The sequence below is a fragment of the Ruegeria sp. YKSF070 genome (assembly GCF_059612725.1).
In genome coordinates this window covers 20,863-37,072 of the sequence record NZ_JBXWRD010000030.1, presented here as the reverse complement: position 1 = coordinate 37,072, position 16,210 = coordinate 20,863, and the positions used below count along the sequence as shown (strand labels likewise).

Annotated in this window: 16 protein-coding genes; 14 read left to right on the top strand and 2 right to left on the bottom strand. The window is 64.9% G+C overall.

The features are described 5' to 3' along the window. Positions 1-108: 108 nt before the first annotated feature. The 10 genes from AC2FL1_RS15110 (at position 109) to AC2FL1_RS15065 (ending at position 9,702) form a co-directional block, all read left to right on the top strand. Positions 109-795 carry a haloacid dehalogenase type II gene (locus AC2FL1_RS15110; RefSeq protein ID WP_496826832.1) on the top strand — a complete coding sequence of 229 codons (687 nt, stop codon included), beginning with the start codon at positions 109-111 and terminating at the stop codon, positions 793-795. Continuing rightward, complete coding sequence (locus AC2FL1_RS15105) at positions 796-1,623, top strand: alpha/beta fold hydrolase (RefSeq protein ID WP_496877491.1); 828 nt, start codon at positions 796-798, stop codon at positions 1,621-1,623. Continuing rightward, a complete protein-coding gene (locus AC2FL1_RS15100) occupies positions 1,620-2,594 on the top strand; it encodes a threonine ammonia-lyase (protein WP_496877490.1) in 975 nt (324 codons plus the stop codon). The genes AC2FL1_RS15105 and AC2FL1_RS15100 overlap by 4 nt, the downstream gene beginning before the upstream one ends. A 107-nt stretch (positions 2,595-2,701) precedes the next feature. Next, the gene (pcaD, locus tag AC2FL1_RS15095) at positions 2,702-3,490 is read left to right on the top strand and encodes a 3-oxoadipate enol-lactonase (RefSeq protein ID WP_496877489.1); all 789 of its coding nucleotides are present in this window, start codon (positions 2,702-2,704) and stop codon (positions 3,488-3,490) included. Between the two features lie 12 nt (positions 3,491-3,502). Continuing rightward, positions 3,503-4,216, top strand: a complete 714-nt coding sequence (locus AC2FL1_RS15090; RefSeq protein WP_496877488.1) for an alpha/beta fold hydrolase — start codon at positions 3,503-3,505, stop codon at positions 4,214-4,216. After that, positions 4,216-5,553: a class-II fumarase/aspartase family protein gene (locus AC2FL1_RS15085; RefSeq protein ID WP_496877487.1), complete on the top strand. Its 1,338-nt coding sequence runs from the start codon at positions 4,216-4,218 to the stop codon at positions 5,551-5,553. The genes AC2FL1_RS15090 and AC2FL1_RS15085 overlap by 1 nt, the downstream gene beginning before the upstream one ends. A gap of 60 nt (positions 5,554-5,613) precedes the next feature. Then, a complete protein-coding gene (locus tag AC2FL1_RS15080; RefSeq protein ID WP_496826844.1) occupies positions 5,614-6,813 on the top strand; it encodes a TCR/Tet family MFS transporter in 1,200 nt (399 codons plus the stop codon). Between the two features lie 86 nt (positions 6,814-6,899). Further along, a complete protein-coding gene (locus tag AC2FL1_RS15075; RefSeq protein ID WP_496877486.1) occupies positions 6,900-7,991 on the top strand; it encodes a Zn-dependent alcohol dehydrogenase in 1,092 nt (363 codons plus the stop codon). A gap of 89 nt (positions 7,992-8,080) precedes the next feature. Further along, positions 8,081-9,307 (top strand): mandelate racemase/muconate lactonizing enzyme family protein, encoded by a 1,227-nt coding sequence (locus AC2FL1_RS15070; RefSeq protein ID WP_496826847.1) that lies wholly within the window; start codon positions 8,081-8,083, stop codon positions 9,305-9,307. A gap of 110 nt (positions 9,308-9,417) precedes the next feature. Then, the gene (locus tag AC2FL1_RS15065) at positions 9,418-9,702 is read left to right on the top strand and encodes an ArsR/SmtB family transcription factor (RefSeq protein WP_496826849.1); all 285 of its coding nucleotides are present in this window, start codon (positions 9,418-9,420) and stop codon (positions 9,700-9,702) included. A gap of 18 nt (positions 9,703-9,720) precedes the next feature. On the opposite strand, the gene AC2FL1_RS15060 is transcribed toward AC2FL1_RS15065, so the two are convergent. Beyond that, a complete protein-coding gene (locus AC2FL1_RS15060; protein WP_496877485.1) occupies positions 9,721-10,716 on the bottom strand; it encodes an AraC family transcriptional regulator in 996 nt (331 codons plus the stop codon). 97 nt (positions 10,717-10,813) lie between these two features. Here AC2FL1_RS15060 and AC2FL1_RS15055 point away from each other — a divergent pair, with 97 nt between their 5' ends. Both AC2FL1_RS15055 and AC2FL1_RS15050 read left to right on the top strand, forming a co-directional pair. Continuing rightward, positions 10,814-12,022 (top strand): acetyl-CoA C-acetyltransferase, encoded by a 1,209-nt coding sequence (locus AC2FL1_RS15055; protein ID WP_496877484.1) that lies wholly within the window; start codon positions 10,814-10,816, stop codon positions 12,020-12,022. A 12-nt stretch (positions 12,023-12,034) separates the two neighbouring features. Beyond that, on the top strand, positions 12,035-14,179 hold the full coding sequence (locus AC2FL1_RS15050; RefSeq protein ID WP_496877483.1) for a 3-hydroxyacyl-CoA dehydrogenase NAD-binding domain-containing protein: 2,145 nt from the start codon (positions 12,035-12,037) through the stop codon (positions 14,177-14,179). Positions 14,180-14,206: 27 nt separating this feature from the next. Here the strand turns inward: AC2FL1_RS15050 and AC2FL1_RS15045 are convergent, their stop codons facing one another. Then, complete coding sequence (locus AC2FL1_RS15045; RefSeq protein ID WP_496826857.1) at positions 14,207-14,773, bottom strand: TetR/AcrR family transcriptional regulator; 567 nt, start codon at positions 14,771-14,773, stop codon at positions 14,207-14,209. A 303-nt stretch (positions 14,774-15,076) separates the two neighbouring features. Here AC2FL1_RS15045 and AC2FL1_RS15040 point away from each other — a divergent pair, with 303 nt between their 5' ends. Both AC2FL1_RS15040 and AC2FL1_RS15035 read left to right on the top strand, forming a co-directional pair. Further along, complete coding sequence (locus tag AC2FL1_RS15040; RefSeq protein WP_496826859.1) at positions 15,077-15,541, top strand: nuclear transport factor 2 family protein; 465 nt, start codon at positions 15,077-15,079, stop codon at positions 15,539-15,541. Between the two features lie 14 nt (positions 15,542-15,555). Continuing rightward, positions 15,556-16,176 (top strand): pyridoxamine 5'-phosphate oxidase family protein, encoded by a 621-nt coding sequence (locus AC2FL1_RS15035; protein ID WP_496877482.1) that lies wholly within the window; start codon positions 15,556-15,558, stop codon positions 16,174-16,176. Positions 16,177-16,210 lie beyond the last annotated feature (34 nt).

Here is a 16,210-nt window from a genome sequence, read left to right as displayed (position 1 = left end):
AAGAACGCCCAGCCTAGACCCTGTCACGCCAATGTAAACCCCGCCCCCTTTCGCCCGCCGCGCGACTGTGCGAGGCTGCGTCGCGCGACCCCTTGCGGAGAGGATACGATGTCCATAACCACCTGCGTATTCGATGCCTATGGCACGTTGTTCGACGTCTCCGCCGCCGCCCGGCAGGCGGCGGACGAACCCGAAAACGCCGCCCTGCGCCCGCATTGGCAGGCGCTGGCCAGTCATTGGCGGCTGAAACAGCTGCAATACAGCTGGCTGCGCACGATCACAGGGGCGCATACCGATTTCTGGCAAGTGACCGGCGAGGGGCTCGATTGGGCTCTCGAGGCGGTTGGGCTGGCGGGTGATGCCGCGCTGCGCCAACGGCTGCTGGACCTCTACTGGCAATTGCAGGCCTATCCCGAGGTTCCGGCGATGCTGCGCGCACTCAAGGCCGCCGGGCTGGAAACCGCAATCCTGTCCAATGGCTCTCCCGACATGCTGGACGGCGCGGTGCGCTCGGCCGGGCTTGGCGATGTGCTCGACGATGTGCTTTCCGTGGAAAGCGTCGGCATCTTCAAACCCGATCGCCGGGTCTATGACCTGGTGGGCCAGCGGTTCGGTTGCCCGCCCGATGCGGTGCTGTTCGTGTCCTCCAACGGCTGGGATGCGGCGGCTGCGGCGGGCTATGGGTTCCGCACCGCCTGGGTGAACCGCGCGGGCGAGCCGGTGGACCGGCTGCCCTGGACGCCCGACCATATCCTGTCGGATCTGACCGGCATTCCTGAGCTGGCGGGGGTCTGAATGGCCGCTTTCACCACGACCGATGGCCTCCGCCTGTTTTACGAGGACGAGGGGGCCGGCCAACCGCTCCTCTGTCTCGCCGGGTTGACCCGGTGCAGCCGCGATTTCGAGTTCCTGCTCCCGCATGTGACCGATCTTCGGCTGATCCGCCTCGATTATCGCGGGCGGGGACAGTCCGACTACGATCCCGATTACCGCAATTACAACGTCCTGCGCGAAGCCCACGACGTCATCGAACTGCTCGACCATCTGAGGTTGGAAAGGGTGACAGTGCTGGGCACCTCGCGCGGGGGCATGATCGCCATGGCGCTGGCCGCCAGCCACCCTGGCCGGCTGGCGGGGGTGATCCTGAACGATGTCGGACCGGTGATCGAGCCGGTGGGCATCGCGCGGATCATGGATTACGTGGGCAAGAAACCGGTCTCGAAAACCCATGACCAGGCCGCACTAGCGCTGAAACAGGCGATGGAGCCGCAGTTTCCCGGCATCCCGCTCTCGGTCTGGCGCAAACAGGCCGAGATCCAATATGCCGCCACCGACCAGGGGCTGGCACTGCGCTATGACGACGGGTTGCACAAGGCGCTGCTGGATCAGGCCGCCACCGGGGCGATCCCCGATCTGTGGCTGTTCTTCGACGCGCTGCGCGACATTCCCACCGCCGTGTTGCGGGGGGCGAATTCCGATATTCTGGGCGCGGGCACCGTGGCCGAGATGCATCGCCGCCATCCCGGCCTGATCTCGGCCGAAGTGCCGGACCGGGGCCATGTTCCCTTTCTCGACGAACCGCAATCACTGGACCTGATCCGCCGCATTCTGGAGGCCGCATGAGCACCCTTGAACTGATCGAAGCCGCCGCCACACGGCTGTCGGGCCATGTCCGCCGCACGCCGCTGCTGAGCTCGCCCTTTCTGGACGAGATCGCCGGGCGCCGGGTGCTGGTGAAACCCGAATGCCTGCAACATACCGGCAGCTTCAAGTTTCGCGGCGCCTGGTCGGCCATTTCGGCACTGGACCCCGAGACGCGCGCCCGCGGCGTCATCGCCTATTCCTCGGGCAATCACGCGCAGGGGGTCGCCCATGCGGCGACATTGCATGGCATCGCCTCGGTCATCGTGATGCCCTCGGATGCGCCCCGACTCAAGATCGACAACACAAGGGCGCTGGGGGCCGAGGTGGTGCTGTATGACCGGGGCCGCGAAAGCCGTGAAGAGATCGGCACCGCGCTGGCCGCCGAACGCGGGCTGACGCTGATCCGGCCCTATGACGAACCGCAGGTGATCGCCGGTCAGGCCAGTGTGGGGCTGGAACTGGCCGAACAGGCGGGTGAACTGGGCGTCGACAGCGGAGATGTACTGGTCTGTTGCGGCGGTGGCGGGTTGACCTCGGGCGTGGCACTGGCGCTGGAGGCCCGCGCACCAGGGCTGCGCGCGCGCCCGGTCGAGCCCGAGGGGTTTGACGATGTGAAACGCTCGCTCGCCAGCGGAACCGTCAGCCGCAACAATTCGGAAACCGGCAATATCTGCGACGCGATCCTGACGCCGGAACCGGGCAAGATCACCTTTCCGATCCTCAGCCGGCTCTGCGGCCCCGGCCTGGCGGTGAGTGAGGACGATGCCCTGCGGGCCATGGCGCTGGCCTTTATGCGCCTCAAGATCGTGCTGGAACCGGGCGGGGCGGTCTCGCTTGCAGCGGCCCTGTTTCACGCCGATCAGGTCGAAGGAGACAGCGTGATTGCCGTGGCCTCGGGCGGCAATGTCGACGCCGCGGTGTTTCGCACTGCGTTAGAGCGCTTTGCCTGAACGGGCCATCCAAAGGCAAAATGACGCCATGCGGCGTCAGGATGCTTTACCTTCCCCAGCGTAAGGCTCTAGTCTGGTTTCACACTGGAAAGGGGAGTCGCTGCCAAATGCGGATCGCGGATCTGGGGGATATCAGGCTGCATTACCGGGTCGACGGCGACCCCGAAGGCGCACCTGTGCTGTTCATTAACTCGTTGGGAACCGACCTGCGCCTGTGGGATCCGATCCTGCCTCATCTGCCCGCAGGGCTAAGACTGATCCGCTATGACAAGCGCGGCCACGGCCTGAGCGACGCGCCGGACGGGCCCTATGCCATGGGCACGCTGGTGCGCGATGCCGAGCGGTTGCTCGACATGCTCGAGGTTCGCGAGGCGGCAGTGGTGGGCCTGTCGATCGGCGGCATGATCGCGCAGGGGCTGGCGGTCAAGCGGTTGGACCAAGTGCGCGCGCTGGTTCTGTCGAACACCGCCGCCAAGATCGGCACCAAGGAGATGTGGCAGGATCGTATCGCCGCCGTCACCGCAGGCGGCATCGAGGCACTGGCGGATGCCGTGATGGAACGCTGGTTCTCGCGCGGGTTCCGCACCACGGCCGAGCTGACCCTTTGGCGCAACATGCTGGTCCGGCAACCGGTGCAGGGCTATGCCGGGTGCAGCGCCGCCATCGCGGGCACCGATTTCTATACGCCAACCAGCGGCCTCAGGTTGCCGGCCCTTGGCATAGCCGGGGACGAAGACGGCTCGACCCCGCCGGATCTGGTGCGGGAAACCGTCGAGCTGATCCCCGGTTCGCAATTCCACCTGTTCCGCAAGGCCGGACATCTGCCCTGTGTCGAACACCCCGCCGCCTATGCCGAACGGCTCGTGCAGTTCCTGCACGACGTGGGCCATATCTGAGAGGGCACGGCCATGGCCGATTTTCTTCTGATCCACGGATCCTGCCACGGGGCGTGGTGCTGGCGCGACCTGATCCCTGCGCTGGAGGAGCGCGGCCACACGGTGCGCGCCATCAACATGCCCAGCCATGGGTCGGACGTGACTCCGATCAACGAGGTTACACTGGACAGCTGTCGCGACGCGGTGCTGGACGCCAGTACAGCCGACACTCTGATCCTGGGCCATAGCTGGGCCGGTTATCCGATCAGCGCCGCTGCTGAACGAAACCCTGGCGCGATGCGCGGGCTGATCTATCTGTGCGCCTATGTGCCCCTCTCGGGTCTTTCGATGGTCGAGATGCGCAAACGCGCGCCGCGCCAGACCCTGACCGAGGCGGTGGTGAAATCCGAGGACGGGTTATCCTATACCGTCGACCCCGAACGGGTCGCCGATCTGTTTTATCACGACTGCCGGCCCGAGCGGGTGCGTTACGCCCAGCCGCGCCTCTGCCCACAGGCGATCGCGCCGCAAGAAACGCCGTTGACCCTGTCCGACCGCTTCTCAAGCGTACCCAAGGTTTATATCCGCTGCGCCGAGGACCGGACGATCCCACCTGAATACCAAGAGGAGATGACGGCAGACTGGCCATCCGACCGTGTCCATGTCATGAACAGCTCTCATTCGCCGTTCTTTGCCGACCCGCAGGGGCTGGCGCGGCTGCTGACACGGATCGAAGGACAGTTCTGATGGCCGCATCAGTGTTTGACAGCGCGCATCTGGCGCGCCTTTTTCCTGCGGGCGATGCCGGGCGGCTGTTCACCGACGGGGCCGAGTTGCGCGCGATGCTGCTGGTCGAGGGGATGCTGGCCAAGGCGCAAGGCGCGCTGGGGCTGATCCCGGCCGAGAGCGCCGGTGCAATCCACCGCGCGGCGATGGAAATCCACCTCGACCCCGGCGTCCTGGCTGAGGCGACGGGGGCAAACGGGGTCAGCGTCCCGGCGCTGGTCGCCGCATTTCGAAGCGAAATGCAGGCGCCCGAACATGCGCAATATGTGCATTGGGGCGCTACTTCGCAGGATATCATCGACACCGGCCTGATGCTGCGATTGCGGCAGGCGGTATCGGTGCTGGAACGGGATCTGGGTGCGATCCTGGAGATCCTGGCGGGGCTGGCCGAAACCCATGCCGATCTGCCCATGGCAGCGCGCAGCTACGGTCAGCATGCCACCCCCACCAGCTTTGGCGCAGTGGTCTCGGCCTGGGGAGCAACGCTGCTTGATCTGTTGCGCGAATTGCCGGGTCTACGACGTGACTGCCTGTTGGTGTCACTCTCCGGCGCCGCCGGCACCAGCGGTGCGCTGGGGCCAGAGGCGGCGCGGCTGCGCACCGATCTGGCCCAGCTTCTGAACCTTTCCGACCCCGGGCGCAGCTGGCATACCGACCGGACCCCGGTGCTGCGGCTCGCCGACTGGTGCACCCGCATCGCGCTGGCGCTTGGCAAGCTGGGCGAGGATGCCATCGAGCTGACCCAGACCGGCATCGCCGAGATCACGCTGGGTGGTGGCGGCGCGTCCTCGACCATGCCGCAGAAACAGAACCCGGTCGGCCCCTCGGCGATGGTGGCACTGTCCCGGCAAGTGCCGGGCCTCTTGGCGGTGCTGCATGGCGCGGGCGTGCACCGGTATCAGCGCGATGGTGCCGCCTGGTTCAGCGAATGGATGTGCCTGCCCCAGATCGTGCTGGGCGCCGCGTCCTCGGTGCAGATCTGCCAGCGCCTGCTGCCCGGACTGGCCCCCTGCCCCGACACCATGGCCGCCACGCTCGACATGGGTTTTGGCACCATCCACGCCGAGGCGGTGAGCTTTGCGCTGGCCGAGCACCTGCCCCGCCCCGAGGCGCAGGCCACCGTCAAGACGCTCTGCGCTGAGGCGATGGAAAGTCGAACACCGCTGCGCAACCTGATTGCACGCGATTGGCCGCAGTTGGACGCGGTGGCACTGACCGACCCGGCCCGACAGCTGGGTGCCGCCCCGGACGAGGCCCGCGCCTTTGCCGCCCGCGTCCGGTCGCAAGCGGTCACTTAGCGGCTTTTCAACCCCGACCGGCGCGGCTAGGGTCTGGCAAACTAAACCGGACGGTTCAGAATGCGCCTGCCCTTTCTCTTCATCCTGGCGACGGTGATGATCGACGCCATGGGAATTGGCCTGATCATGCCGATCATGCCCGACCTGATCGTCGAGGTGAAAGGCGGCACCCTGGCCGACGCGGCGCTGTGGGGCGGCGTGCTCAGCACCGCCTTTGCCGCGATGCAGTTCCTGTTCGGCCCGATCATCGGCAGCCTGTCCGATGCCTTCGGACGGCGCCCCGTTCTGCTGGTCTCGCTCTTTGTCATGGCGCTGGACTATGTGGTGATGGCGGTGGCGGGCAGTATCTGGCTGCTGTTGGCGGGCCGCGTCGTGGGCGGCATCACGGCGGCCACCCATGCCACCGCCTCGGCCTATATGGCTGATGTCTCGCGCCCCGAGCAAAAGGCCGCCCGTTTCGGCATGCTGGGCGCGGCCTTTGGTGTCGGCTTTGTGCTGGGGCCGCTGATGGGCGGGGTCCTGGGCGAGTTCGGCACCCGCGCGCCATTCTGGGCGGCGGCGGTTCTGGCCGGGCTGAACTTCATCCTCGGCCTGTTCGTGATGAACGAAACGGTGACCGCCGCGACCCGCCGCTCCTTTTCCTGGGTCAGCGCCAATCCGCTGGGCGCCTTTCGCATGTTGGGTGGGGTGCCCGGGCTCAAGGGCCTTCTCTGGGCCTATTTCCTCTATTCCGTTGCGATCTATGTCTACCCGGCGATCTGGTCCTATTTCTCGCAGGAGCGCTTCGGCTGGTCACCCAAAATGATCGGCCTGTCGCTGGGTATCTTCGGCTTCCTGATGGCAGTGGTTCAGGGCGGGCTGCTGCCGCATCTCACCCGCCGCATCGGCGAGCGCCGCACGGTGATCTGGGGGCAGCTGTTCGACTTCGTGGGCTTCGGGCTGCTCGCTTTCATCGCCAGCGGCACGCTTGCCCTGATCCTGATCCCGATCACCGCGATGGGTGCGGTGGTCCCGCCCGCCTTGCAGGCGATCATGTCGCGCAGCGTGGCCGACGACCAGCAGGGCGCGCTGCAAGGGGTGATGTCCGCCGTTCATGCCCTGTCGATGATCGTCTCACCCCTGTTGATGGCCAGCGTATTCGCCCACTTTACCGGACCACAGGCACCGGTCTATCTGCCCGGTGCGCCTTTCCTCGTCGCGCTGGCATTGATGGCGGCAGGGTTGGTGATCTTTTTGCGCACGCGGACTGCCGTCACGTAATAGCGACGTATCTTTGCCGGTTTCCACCTTGCCGCACCGAGCGCCGCGGTCCACCGTAGGGTAAAGAAATGCCGAGGAGAGCCGGGATGCAGAGAATCCGCGCCGCCGTTTGCCATGAGTTCAACGCACCGCTGGTGATCGAAGAAGTGTTGCTTACCCCGCCCGGTACCGGCGAGGTCGAGGTGACGCTGGACGCGGTCGCGATCTGCCATTCCGATATCTCCTATGCCGATGGCGCCTGGGGCGGGCATCTGCCGGCGGTCTACGGGCACGAGGCGGCGGGTACGGTCTCTGCCGTAGGCCAAGGCGTACAGGGCTTTGCCCCGGGCGATCCGGTCGTGGTCACGCTCATCCGCGCCTGTGGCAGTTGCGCCAATTGCGCGGGCGGCCAACCCACGATCTGTGACACACCCTATGACGGGGTCAAGCAAGGCCCCTTGCGTACCGTTGACGACGGACCGCTGCTTCAGGCCATGGCCTGCGGCGCATTCGCCGAAAAGGTGGTGGTCAGCCAGCGCCAGATCGTCAGGATCCCCGATGATATGGGCCGCGACGTGGCCTGCCTGCTCTCCTGCGGGGTGATCACCGGGGTCGGGGCGGCGGTCAACGCCGCCCGGCTGCGCGCCGGGCAGGACGTGGTGGTGATCGGTGCGGGTGGCGTCGGGTTGAACGCCATCCAAGGTGCCCGCATCGCGGGCGCCCGTCGCATCGTCGCGGTGGATATGACCGAAGAGAAACTGAACATCGCCCGCGAGTTCGGCGCCACCCATGGTGTGCTCGCCACCAGTCCGAAACCCTGGCGCGCTGCCTACAAGGCGCTTGGCGGGCGCGGCGCCGATGCGGTGCTGGTCACGGTCGGTGCGGTGCGCGCCTATGACGAGGCACCCAAATACCTGGGCTGGGGCGGCAGGGCTGTGATGATCGGCATGCCCCATGCCGGCGCCATGGCACAATACGAACCGATGAGCGCCTCGTTCCAGGGACACGGGCTGATCGGCTCAAAAATGGGCGACGTGGTGATCCAGCGCGATATCCCGTGGATGATCGACCTTTACCAGCAAGGCCGTCTCAAGCTCGACGAGCTGATCTCGGGGCGCTGGTCGCTGGAGCAGATCAACGAGGCCATCGCCGACACCCGCACCGGAAGCGCCAAACGTAACGTGATCCTGTTCACCTGACGCCGGAGACTGTCGGCAAATTTTCCCCGAAAATTTGCCAGCAAAAAATTTTCAATTTTTTGCCTCCGCCCCCCTCGATGGAGTACCAGATGAAGCTGCAAGACCTCGATATCATCGTCACAGCGCCACCCGCTCCCGGCTGGGGCGGGCGCTACTGGATCCTGGTCAAGGTGACCACCGATACCGGCATCACCGGCTGGGGCGAGTGCTATGCCTCCTCGGTCGGGCCAGAGGCGATGATCCATGTGATCCGAGACGTGTTCGACCGGCACATGGCAGACGAAAACCCCGAGAATATCGAACTGATGTTCCGCCGCGCCTATTCCAGCGGCTTTACCCAGCGTCCCGATCTGACCGTGATGGGCGCTTTCTCGGGCCTCGAGATCGCCTGCTGGGACATTCTGGGCAAAGACCGGGACCGCCCGGTGCATGCGCTGATCGGTGGTCGGATGAACAAACGTATCCGCGCCTATACCTATCTTTATCCGCTGCCGCATCACGATATCGCGGGCTTCTGGACCTCGCCCGACCAGGCCGCCGAATGCGCCGCCGAAATGGTGCGCCGGGGATATACGGCCGTGAAATTCGACCCTGCCGGCCCTTACACCATCCGGGGCGGCCACATGCCCGCGATGACCGACATCTCGCTGTCTGTGGCCTTTTGCAAGGCGATCCGCGAGGCGGTGGGCGACCGCGCCGACTTGCTGTTCGGCACCCATGGCCAGTTCAACACCGCTGGCGCCATTCGACTCGGGCAGGCGCTTGAGCCCTACTCGCCGCTCTGGTTCGAAGAGCCGACGCCCCCCGACAATATCGAGGACATGGCCCGCGTCGCCCGAAACGTGCGCATTCCCGTGGCCACCGGCGAGCGAATGACCACCAAGACCGAATTCGGCGCCGTGCTGCGTGCCGGGGCGGCCGAGATCCTGCAACCGGCCCTGGGGCGCGCGGGCGGCATCTGGGAGATGAAAAAGGTTGCCGCCATTGCCGAGCTGTTCAACGCGCAGATGGCGCCGCACCTCTATGCGGGACCGATCGAATGGGCGGCCAATATCCAGCTTGCGGCGTCGATCCCGAACATCCTGCTGCTCGAAAGCATCGAGACCCCGTTCCACGATGCGCTGATCAAGGGCTCGATCCAGGTCGATAACGGATTCGTGATCCCACCGGATGCACCCGGCCTTGGGATCGAGGTGGACGAAGCGTTGGCCCGCGCGCATCCTTTTACCGGCCGCGATTTGCACCTCAACATGCAGGAAGCCCCTTGCGATTATGCCAGCGGCAATGCGTTTCAAGGCGGAGCCCCAACGATCTAGGGGTGACATCATCCCTGTCCTTGAGGCATATTGACGCCATTTACGAGGACAGGACCCCCAACGTGACCGTGCAAGATGCCACCCCTTTGTCGCCAGAGACACCCGATGATATGGCGAGCAACGCCGCCCGCGCGGCGGGCTATCTCAAGACGCTTGCGCATGAGGGGCGCTTGATGATCCTGTGCCATCTGGGGGCGGGCGAAAAATCGGTGGGGCAACTGGAGCACCTCCTGGAGATCCGACAGGCCGCGGTCAGCCAGATGCTTGCCCGACTGCGCGAAGAGGGGCTGGTCAGCACCCGGCGCGAAGGCAAGACCGTTTTCTATTCTCTGTCCGACAGCAATACCGAACAGGTGATCGGGTTGCTCTATTCCCTGTTCTGCGGCACCGAGTAGGGTGCAGGCATTCCTGGCTCAGAACTCTGACACCCGATAGCTGCGTGGGGTCAGCCCGGTCCAACTTCGAAAAGCGCGGATAAAGGCGCTTGCCTCACTGAACCCGGTCCGGGCAGCGATCTCTTCGACCGGGGAGTCAGTGGTGGTCAGCAGCCTGACCGCCAAATCGCGCCGGACCTGCTTGCGTATGTCGGAGTAATCGACCCCGTCCCGTTTCAGTCGGCGGCGCAATGTATGCGGCGCGATACCCAGCGTTGCCGCGATCTGCGCCATATCCGGCAGCGCCCCTTCGGCGCTGAGCAGGGTTTCGACCGCAACGGCGACCTCCAGCGGCAGACCAGCGGTGCCATCCTGCGGCAGAAACGCATCCAGCGGTGTGCGCCGCGCATAGGCGGCGGCCTGCTCTTCGGTCCGAAGGACCGGCAAGCGGGACAGCGACAGCGGGATCGCGATCCCGCTGCCGCCCTGCCCGAACTGCATCGGCGCCCGGTGGAACATGGCGCGATAGGCCGCAGCATGACCGGGCGCGGGATAGTCGAACCAGACCCCATTAATCGCACCGCGATTGCCCACCACCCAGGCCAGCATCCGGCTGACCAGGACCAGCACCATCTCGACCGCGGCGATATTGAGCACCTCTCGCCCCGGAATGCGGGTCATCTCGAACAGCAAGTTGGCGCCATTTTCCCGCAGCGAATAGCGAAAGGAATTGTCCATCAGGTCCATAAAACCAACCGCACGGGCATAGGCTGCGCCCAATGTGTCGGCATGGCTGACATGGGCGGCCATGATCGTGTGCGTCCCCACCCGTTGCGGGCGCTGCTGCAATCCTGCCAACTCATCATCCAGCGCTAGCGTCACCGCCCGCACAAGACGCACGAAATCGGGCGCCTCCAACGCACCGACAACTCCAGATAGCCCCGCCCGCGTCAGGATAGACCCCGGGTCGGCACCGCGCGCCACCGCGCCTTCGAGGATATTGGCGACAATTGTCGCCGGGATCGTGACCGCCATACCTGTCACTTAATGTCTATTTTTCTGCTCGGCCAGATCATTGTGTTCCGCCCACTCCCGCCCCTAGGCTGTTGCCAAACCTTCAGGAGGAACGGTCATGGCAACACCCGCCTATATCTATGACGCCCTGCGCACGCCCCGCTCGCGCGGCAAGGCCAGCGGCGCGCTTTACGAAGTGAAGCCGATCCAGCTGGCCGCCGGTCTCTTGCGCGAGATGCAGGCGCGCCACGACATGGACACCGCGCGTGTGGGCGACGTGATCCTGGGCTGCACCGCGCCGGTGGGGGATCAGGGCGCCTGCGTCGCCAAGGCCGCCGTGCAGGCGGCCCATTGGGACGAGGCCGTGCCGGGCGTGCAGTTGGATCGGTTCTGCGCCTCGGGGCTTGAGGCGGTGAACATGGCCGCCGCCAAGGTAGGATCGGATCAAGAGGAACTGGTGGTCGCGGGGGGCATCGAATCGATGAGCCGCATCCCCATGCTCAGCCAGGGTGGCGCGATGTTTACCGACCCCGATTTCGTGATCGACCAAAATTCAGCCCCGCAGGGCATCGGCGCCGACCTGATCGCCACCATCGACGGTTACAGCCGCGAGGATGTGGACGCCTTTGCCATGGAAAGCCAGCGCCGCGCCGCGCATGCCCGCGACAGCGGCTGGTTCGACCGCTCGGTGGTGCCGGTGCGCGACGAAAACGGCCTGACCATCCTTGAGCGGGACGATTTCATCAAGCCCGATACCGACATGCAGAAGCTGGGCGCGCTCAACCCTTCGTTCGCGGGCATGGGCGCCTTTGGCTATGATGACATGGCGCTGGCCAAATATCCCCAGGTGGCCCGCATCAACCATGTGCATACGCCCGGCAACAGCTCGGGCATTGTCGACGGGTCGTCCGCCGTGCTGATCGGCTCGGAGAAGGCGGGCCGCGATCTGGGGCTGGAACCGCGCGCGCGCATCGTCTCGGCCACCGTCATCGCCACCGATCCGGTGATCATGCTGGCGGGCCCCGGCCCGGCGGCCAAGAAATGCCTCGACAAGGCGGGGCTGAAGGTCTCGGACATCGACATCTGGGAAATCAACGAGGCCTTTGCCTCGGTCGCGCTGCGCTACATGAAAGATCTGGATATCGACCACGAGATCACCAATGTGAACGGCGGCGCCATCGCCATGGGCCACCCGCTGGGTGCCACCGGAGGGATGCTGGTCTCGACCGTGCTGGACGAACTGGAACGCCGCAATGCCAAACGGGCGATGATCTCGCTTTGTGTCGGTGGCGGCATGGGCATCTCGACCTTGATCGAACGTCTGTAAGGGAGCGGCAGAATGGGTGATTTTCATTATGCAAAGGATGCCGATGGCATCGTTACCGTGACCATGGACATGGACGGGCCGGTCAACGCGATGAATGCCGAGTTCTGGCCGCTCTTTGCCGCGACCATGGACCGGATCGAGGCGGAGTCGGAGCTGAAAGGCGTGATCTGGACCTCGGCCAAGGACACGTTCTTTGCCGGGGGCGATCTGAAGATGCTGAAAAGCATCGAACCCGACGGGGTCGAGGCGCTGTTCCGATCCGTCGAGGCGACCAAAGCCGTGATGCGGCGGATGGAGAAACAGCCCGTACCCCATGTCGCCGCGATCAATGGCGCCGCACTTGGGGGCGGGTTCGAGATCTGTCTGGCCTGCAACCACCGCATCGCCGCCGACAATCCGAAAACCAAGATCGGCCTGCCCGAGGTGACGCTGGGCCTGTTGCCCGGCGGCGGCGGGACGGTGCGGCTGACCTGGCTTCTGGGTCTGGAAGGCGCGATGCCCTACCTGCTCGAAGGACGGCAGGTCTCGCCCGACAAGGCGCTAAAGGCCGGGTTGATCCATCAGGTGGTGCCCGCCGGTCAACTCCTGTCGCGCGCCAAGGAATACATCCTGTCGGTGCAGGGCGATGCGGCGGCGGTGACCCAGCCCTGGGATACCAAGGGCTACAAGATCCCCGGTGGCCCCTCGACCGCGCCCCATAACATGACCCGCATCGCGGGCGCCGCCGCGATGCTCTACAAGAAGACACGCGGGCTGATGCCTGCGCCCGCGCGCATTCTCGACATCATGACCGAGGCGGCGGGCAAGGTCGATTTCGACACTGCTACCCGCTATGAAAGCCGCCGTTTCGTCTCGCTGACGCCGCTGGCCAGCACCAAGAACATGATCGAAACGCTGTTTTTTGGCATGAACAAGGTCAACGGCGGCGCCAGCAGGCCCAAGGGTGTGCCGCCCTCCAAGGTGCGGCGTCTGGGCATTCTGGGCGCAGGCATGATGGGGCAGGGCATCGCCTTTTCCGCCGCCACGGCGGGGCTGCCCGTGGTGCTCAAGGACCAGACGATCGAGGCCGCCGAGCGTGGCAAGGCATATACCGCCACCCTGCTCGACAAGCGGGTGAAACAGGGCCGGATGAGCGCCGAGGAGCGCGAAGCGGTGCTGGCGCTGATCACACCGACCGACCGGGCCGACGACCTGAAAGGTTGCGATCTGATCATCGAGGCGGTGTTCGAAAAGATCGACATCAAGGATGCGGTTCTGGCCGAGCATGAGGCGCTGCTCGCTGAAAACGGCATCTGGGGGTCCAACACCTCGACCCTGCCGATCACCCGGCTGGCGACGGGCGCGACGCGGCCCGAGAACTTCGTCGGCCTGCATTTCTTTTCACCCGTCGACAAGATGCCGCTGTTGGAGATCATCGCGGGAGAGAAGACTTCGGACGAGACGCTGGCGCGGGCCTTCGACTTTGCCCGCCAGATCCGCAAGACCCCGATCATCGTCGGTGACAGCACCGGGTTCTATACCTCGCGCACCATCGGCACCAAGATCATCGAGGCAGTGGAGCTGGTGGCCGAGGGGCACGATCCGGTACGCGTCGACAACCTGTCGCGCCTCACCGGCATGCCCACCGGCATGCTGTCGCTGCTCGACGAGGTGCAGATCAAGCTGGTGACCGATATCTACAACACTCAGGTGGAAATGGGCCTTCTCGACCCCGACAAGGAACAGAACCCCGCCGCCCGCGCCATGCTGGCCGAAATGATCAGCCAGCACGGCCGCCATGGTCGTGCCACTGGCAAGGGGTTCTATGACTATGACGCTCAGGGCAAGACGATCTGGCCGGGACTGGCCGCCTGGCGCAAGGAAGGGGCCGATATCCCCGACGCGGACATCAAGGACCGCATCCTGTTCCGCGCCGTGCTGGAAAGCCTGCGCTGTCTGGAAGAGGGCGTGCTGCGCACGGTCGAGGATGGCAATGTCGGTTCGATCCTCGGGATCGGCGCGCCGGTTCATACCGGCGGCTATCTCCAATACGTCAACACCTATGGCCCGGCCCGGTTCCTGGCCCGGTGCGAGGAACTGGCCGGCAAATACGGAGACCGGTTCGCCCCGCCCGAGATCCTCAGGAAACATGTGGCCGAGGGTCGCGCCCTGGCCTGACACCGTGGGGCGCGGCTTGCCCGCGCCCTACCCCTGCAACGCGTGGTCCAGCAGGATGCGCGCCGTGTCCTTGGCATCACAGGCCGGTTTGGTGGTACCCATCAGCGAGGACATGACGATTGCGCCCTCTTTCAGAAGCAGGATCTGGCATCCCAGCGCCTCGGGGTCGCGGGCCCCGGCCTGCCGGGCCAGATCGGTGAAGTAATCCAGCAGCACCTGCTTGTGATGCGCGGCCTCCATCCGGATCGGGTCGTCCTTGCACTGATACTCGGCGCCCGCATTGATGAACATGCAGCCGCGATAGCTGTCTTCCTCGAACCACTCTCCCAGAGCATCAAAAGCGGCCAGGAACTTGTCGGCGGGCGTATCGGCCAGTTCGTTTACCCGTGTCTCGAACCAGGCACGGAAATTCTCGTCGCGCAGTTTCAGCACCGCGACGATCAGCTCTTCCTTGGTGCGGAAGTGTTTATAGATCGAGGTCTTCGACACCCCGGTCTCGGCCACCAGTTTGTCCATACCAGTGGCATGAAACCCGTCCCGGTAGAACACCGTCAGAGCTTTTCGCACCAGTTCGTCTTTCTTATTAGGCCGCATGATTCGTCCTTGGGTTACTGATCGGTACATAAACACGCGGGCAACAGAGTGCAAATCACCACCGGTAACCAATTGTCGCGAAATGAAGTTTTTCCGCCACGCCTCCTCCCACGAAAAAATCTGCACAAAAGGACTTGCAAAAGTTTACCGATCAGTACACCTTGAGAGCAAGTTAACAGATCGGTACACCTAAGGATTAACGCCATGCGACGCCGCTATGCCCTTTTCCCGACAAGACATGTTCCCCTGCTTCTGACGCTGGCAATTCTGGCCGCTTCCATCGCCTGACACGGGATACCCCCAATGACACGCCCCCCACTGCCCCCCTTCACCGCCGAAACCGCCGCCGAAAAGGTGCGTCTGGCCGAAAACGGCTGGAACAGCCGCAGCGCCGACGTGGTGACGCCCGCCTATTCCGACGACAGCCGCTGGCGTAACCGGGCCGAATTCGTCACCGGTCAAGACGACATCCACGCCTTTCTGACCCGCAAATGGGACAAGGAGTTGGACTATCGCCTGATCAAGGAGCTGTGGGCCTGGTCCGACAACCGCATCGCGGTGCGCTATGCCTATGAATGGCACGACGACAGCGGCAACTGGTTCCGCTCCTACGGGAACGAGAACTGGGAGTTCGACGAGGATGGCCGCATGTCGGCCCGCCACACCTCGCTGAACGACCTGCCGATTACAGAGGACGAGCGCCTGTTTCACTGGCCCCTCGGGCCGCGCCCCGAGGGCCATCCCGGCCTGACCGAACTTGGCCTCTGAACGGAGATAGAACGATGCCCCGCGCCTTTTCCCAGCTGACCTTCACCCCTGCCGTTCGTGCCCATCAGGAACGGCTCGGCTCCGCCCGCAGCTATGCCAAGTTCATCGAGGGCGGCCCGCAGCAGGGGCATGAGATCGGGCCTGCCGAACAGGCATTCATCGAGGCGCGGGACGGGTTCTATCAGGCCACCGTTTCGGAAATCGGCTGGCCCTATGTGCAGTATCGCGGCGGGCCTGCCGGGTTCCTGCGGGTGCTGGGGCCGCGGACGATCGGCTATGCCGACCTGTCGGGCAACCGGCAGTATATCTCGCGCGGCAATCTGGACGGCAACAGCCGGGTGGCGCTGATCCTGATGGATTACGCCAACCAGCGGCGGCTGAAGATCCTTGGCCGGATGAAATTCACCGAAGGGCCCGAGGCCGCCGCCAGCCTGTTGCCCGAGGGGCAGACCCACCCGGCCGAACGCGCCGCCATCATCTCGGTCGAGGGGCTGGACTGGAACTGTCCCCAGCACATCACCCCCCGGTACACCGAGGCCGAACTGGCCCCGCATCTGAACGCGCTTGGCGCCGAGCTGGCGCAGCTCAGGGCGGAAAACGAACGGCTGAAACAACAGTTGTCCGAGCAGAATTAGGCCGGACAGACCGGCCCCACCTCTTCAAGTCCCA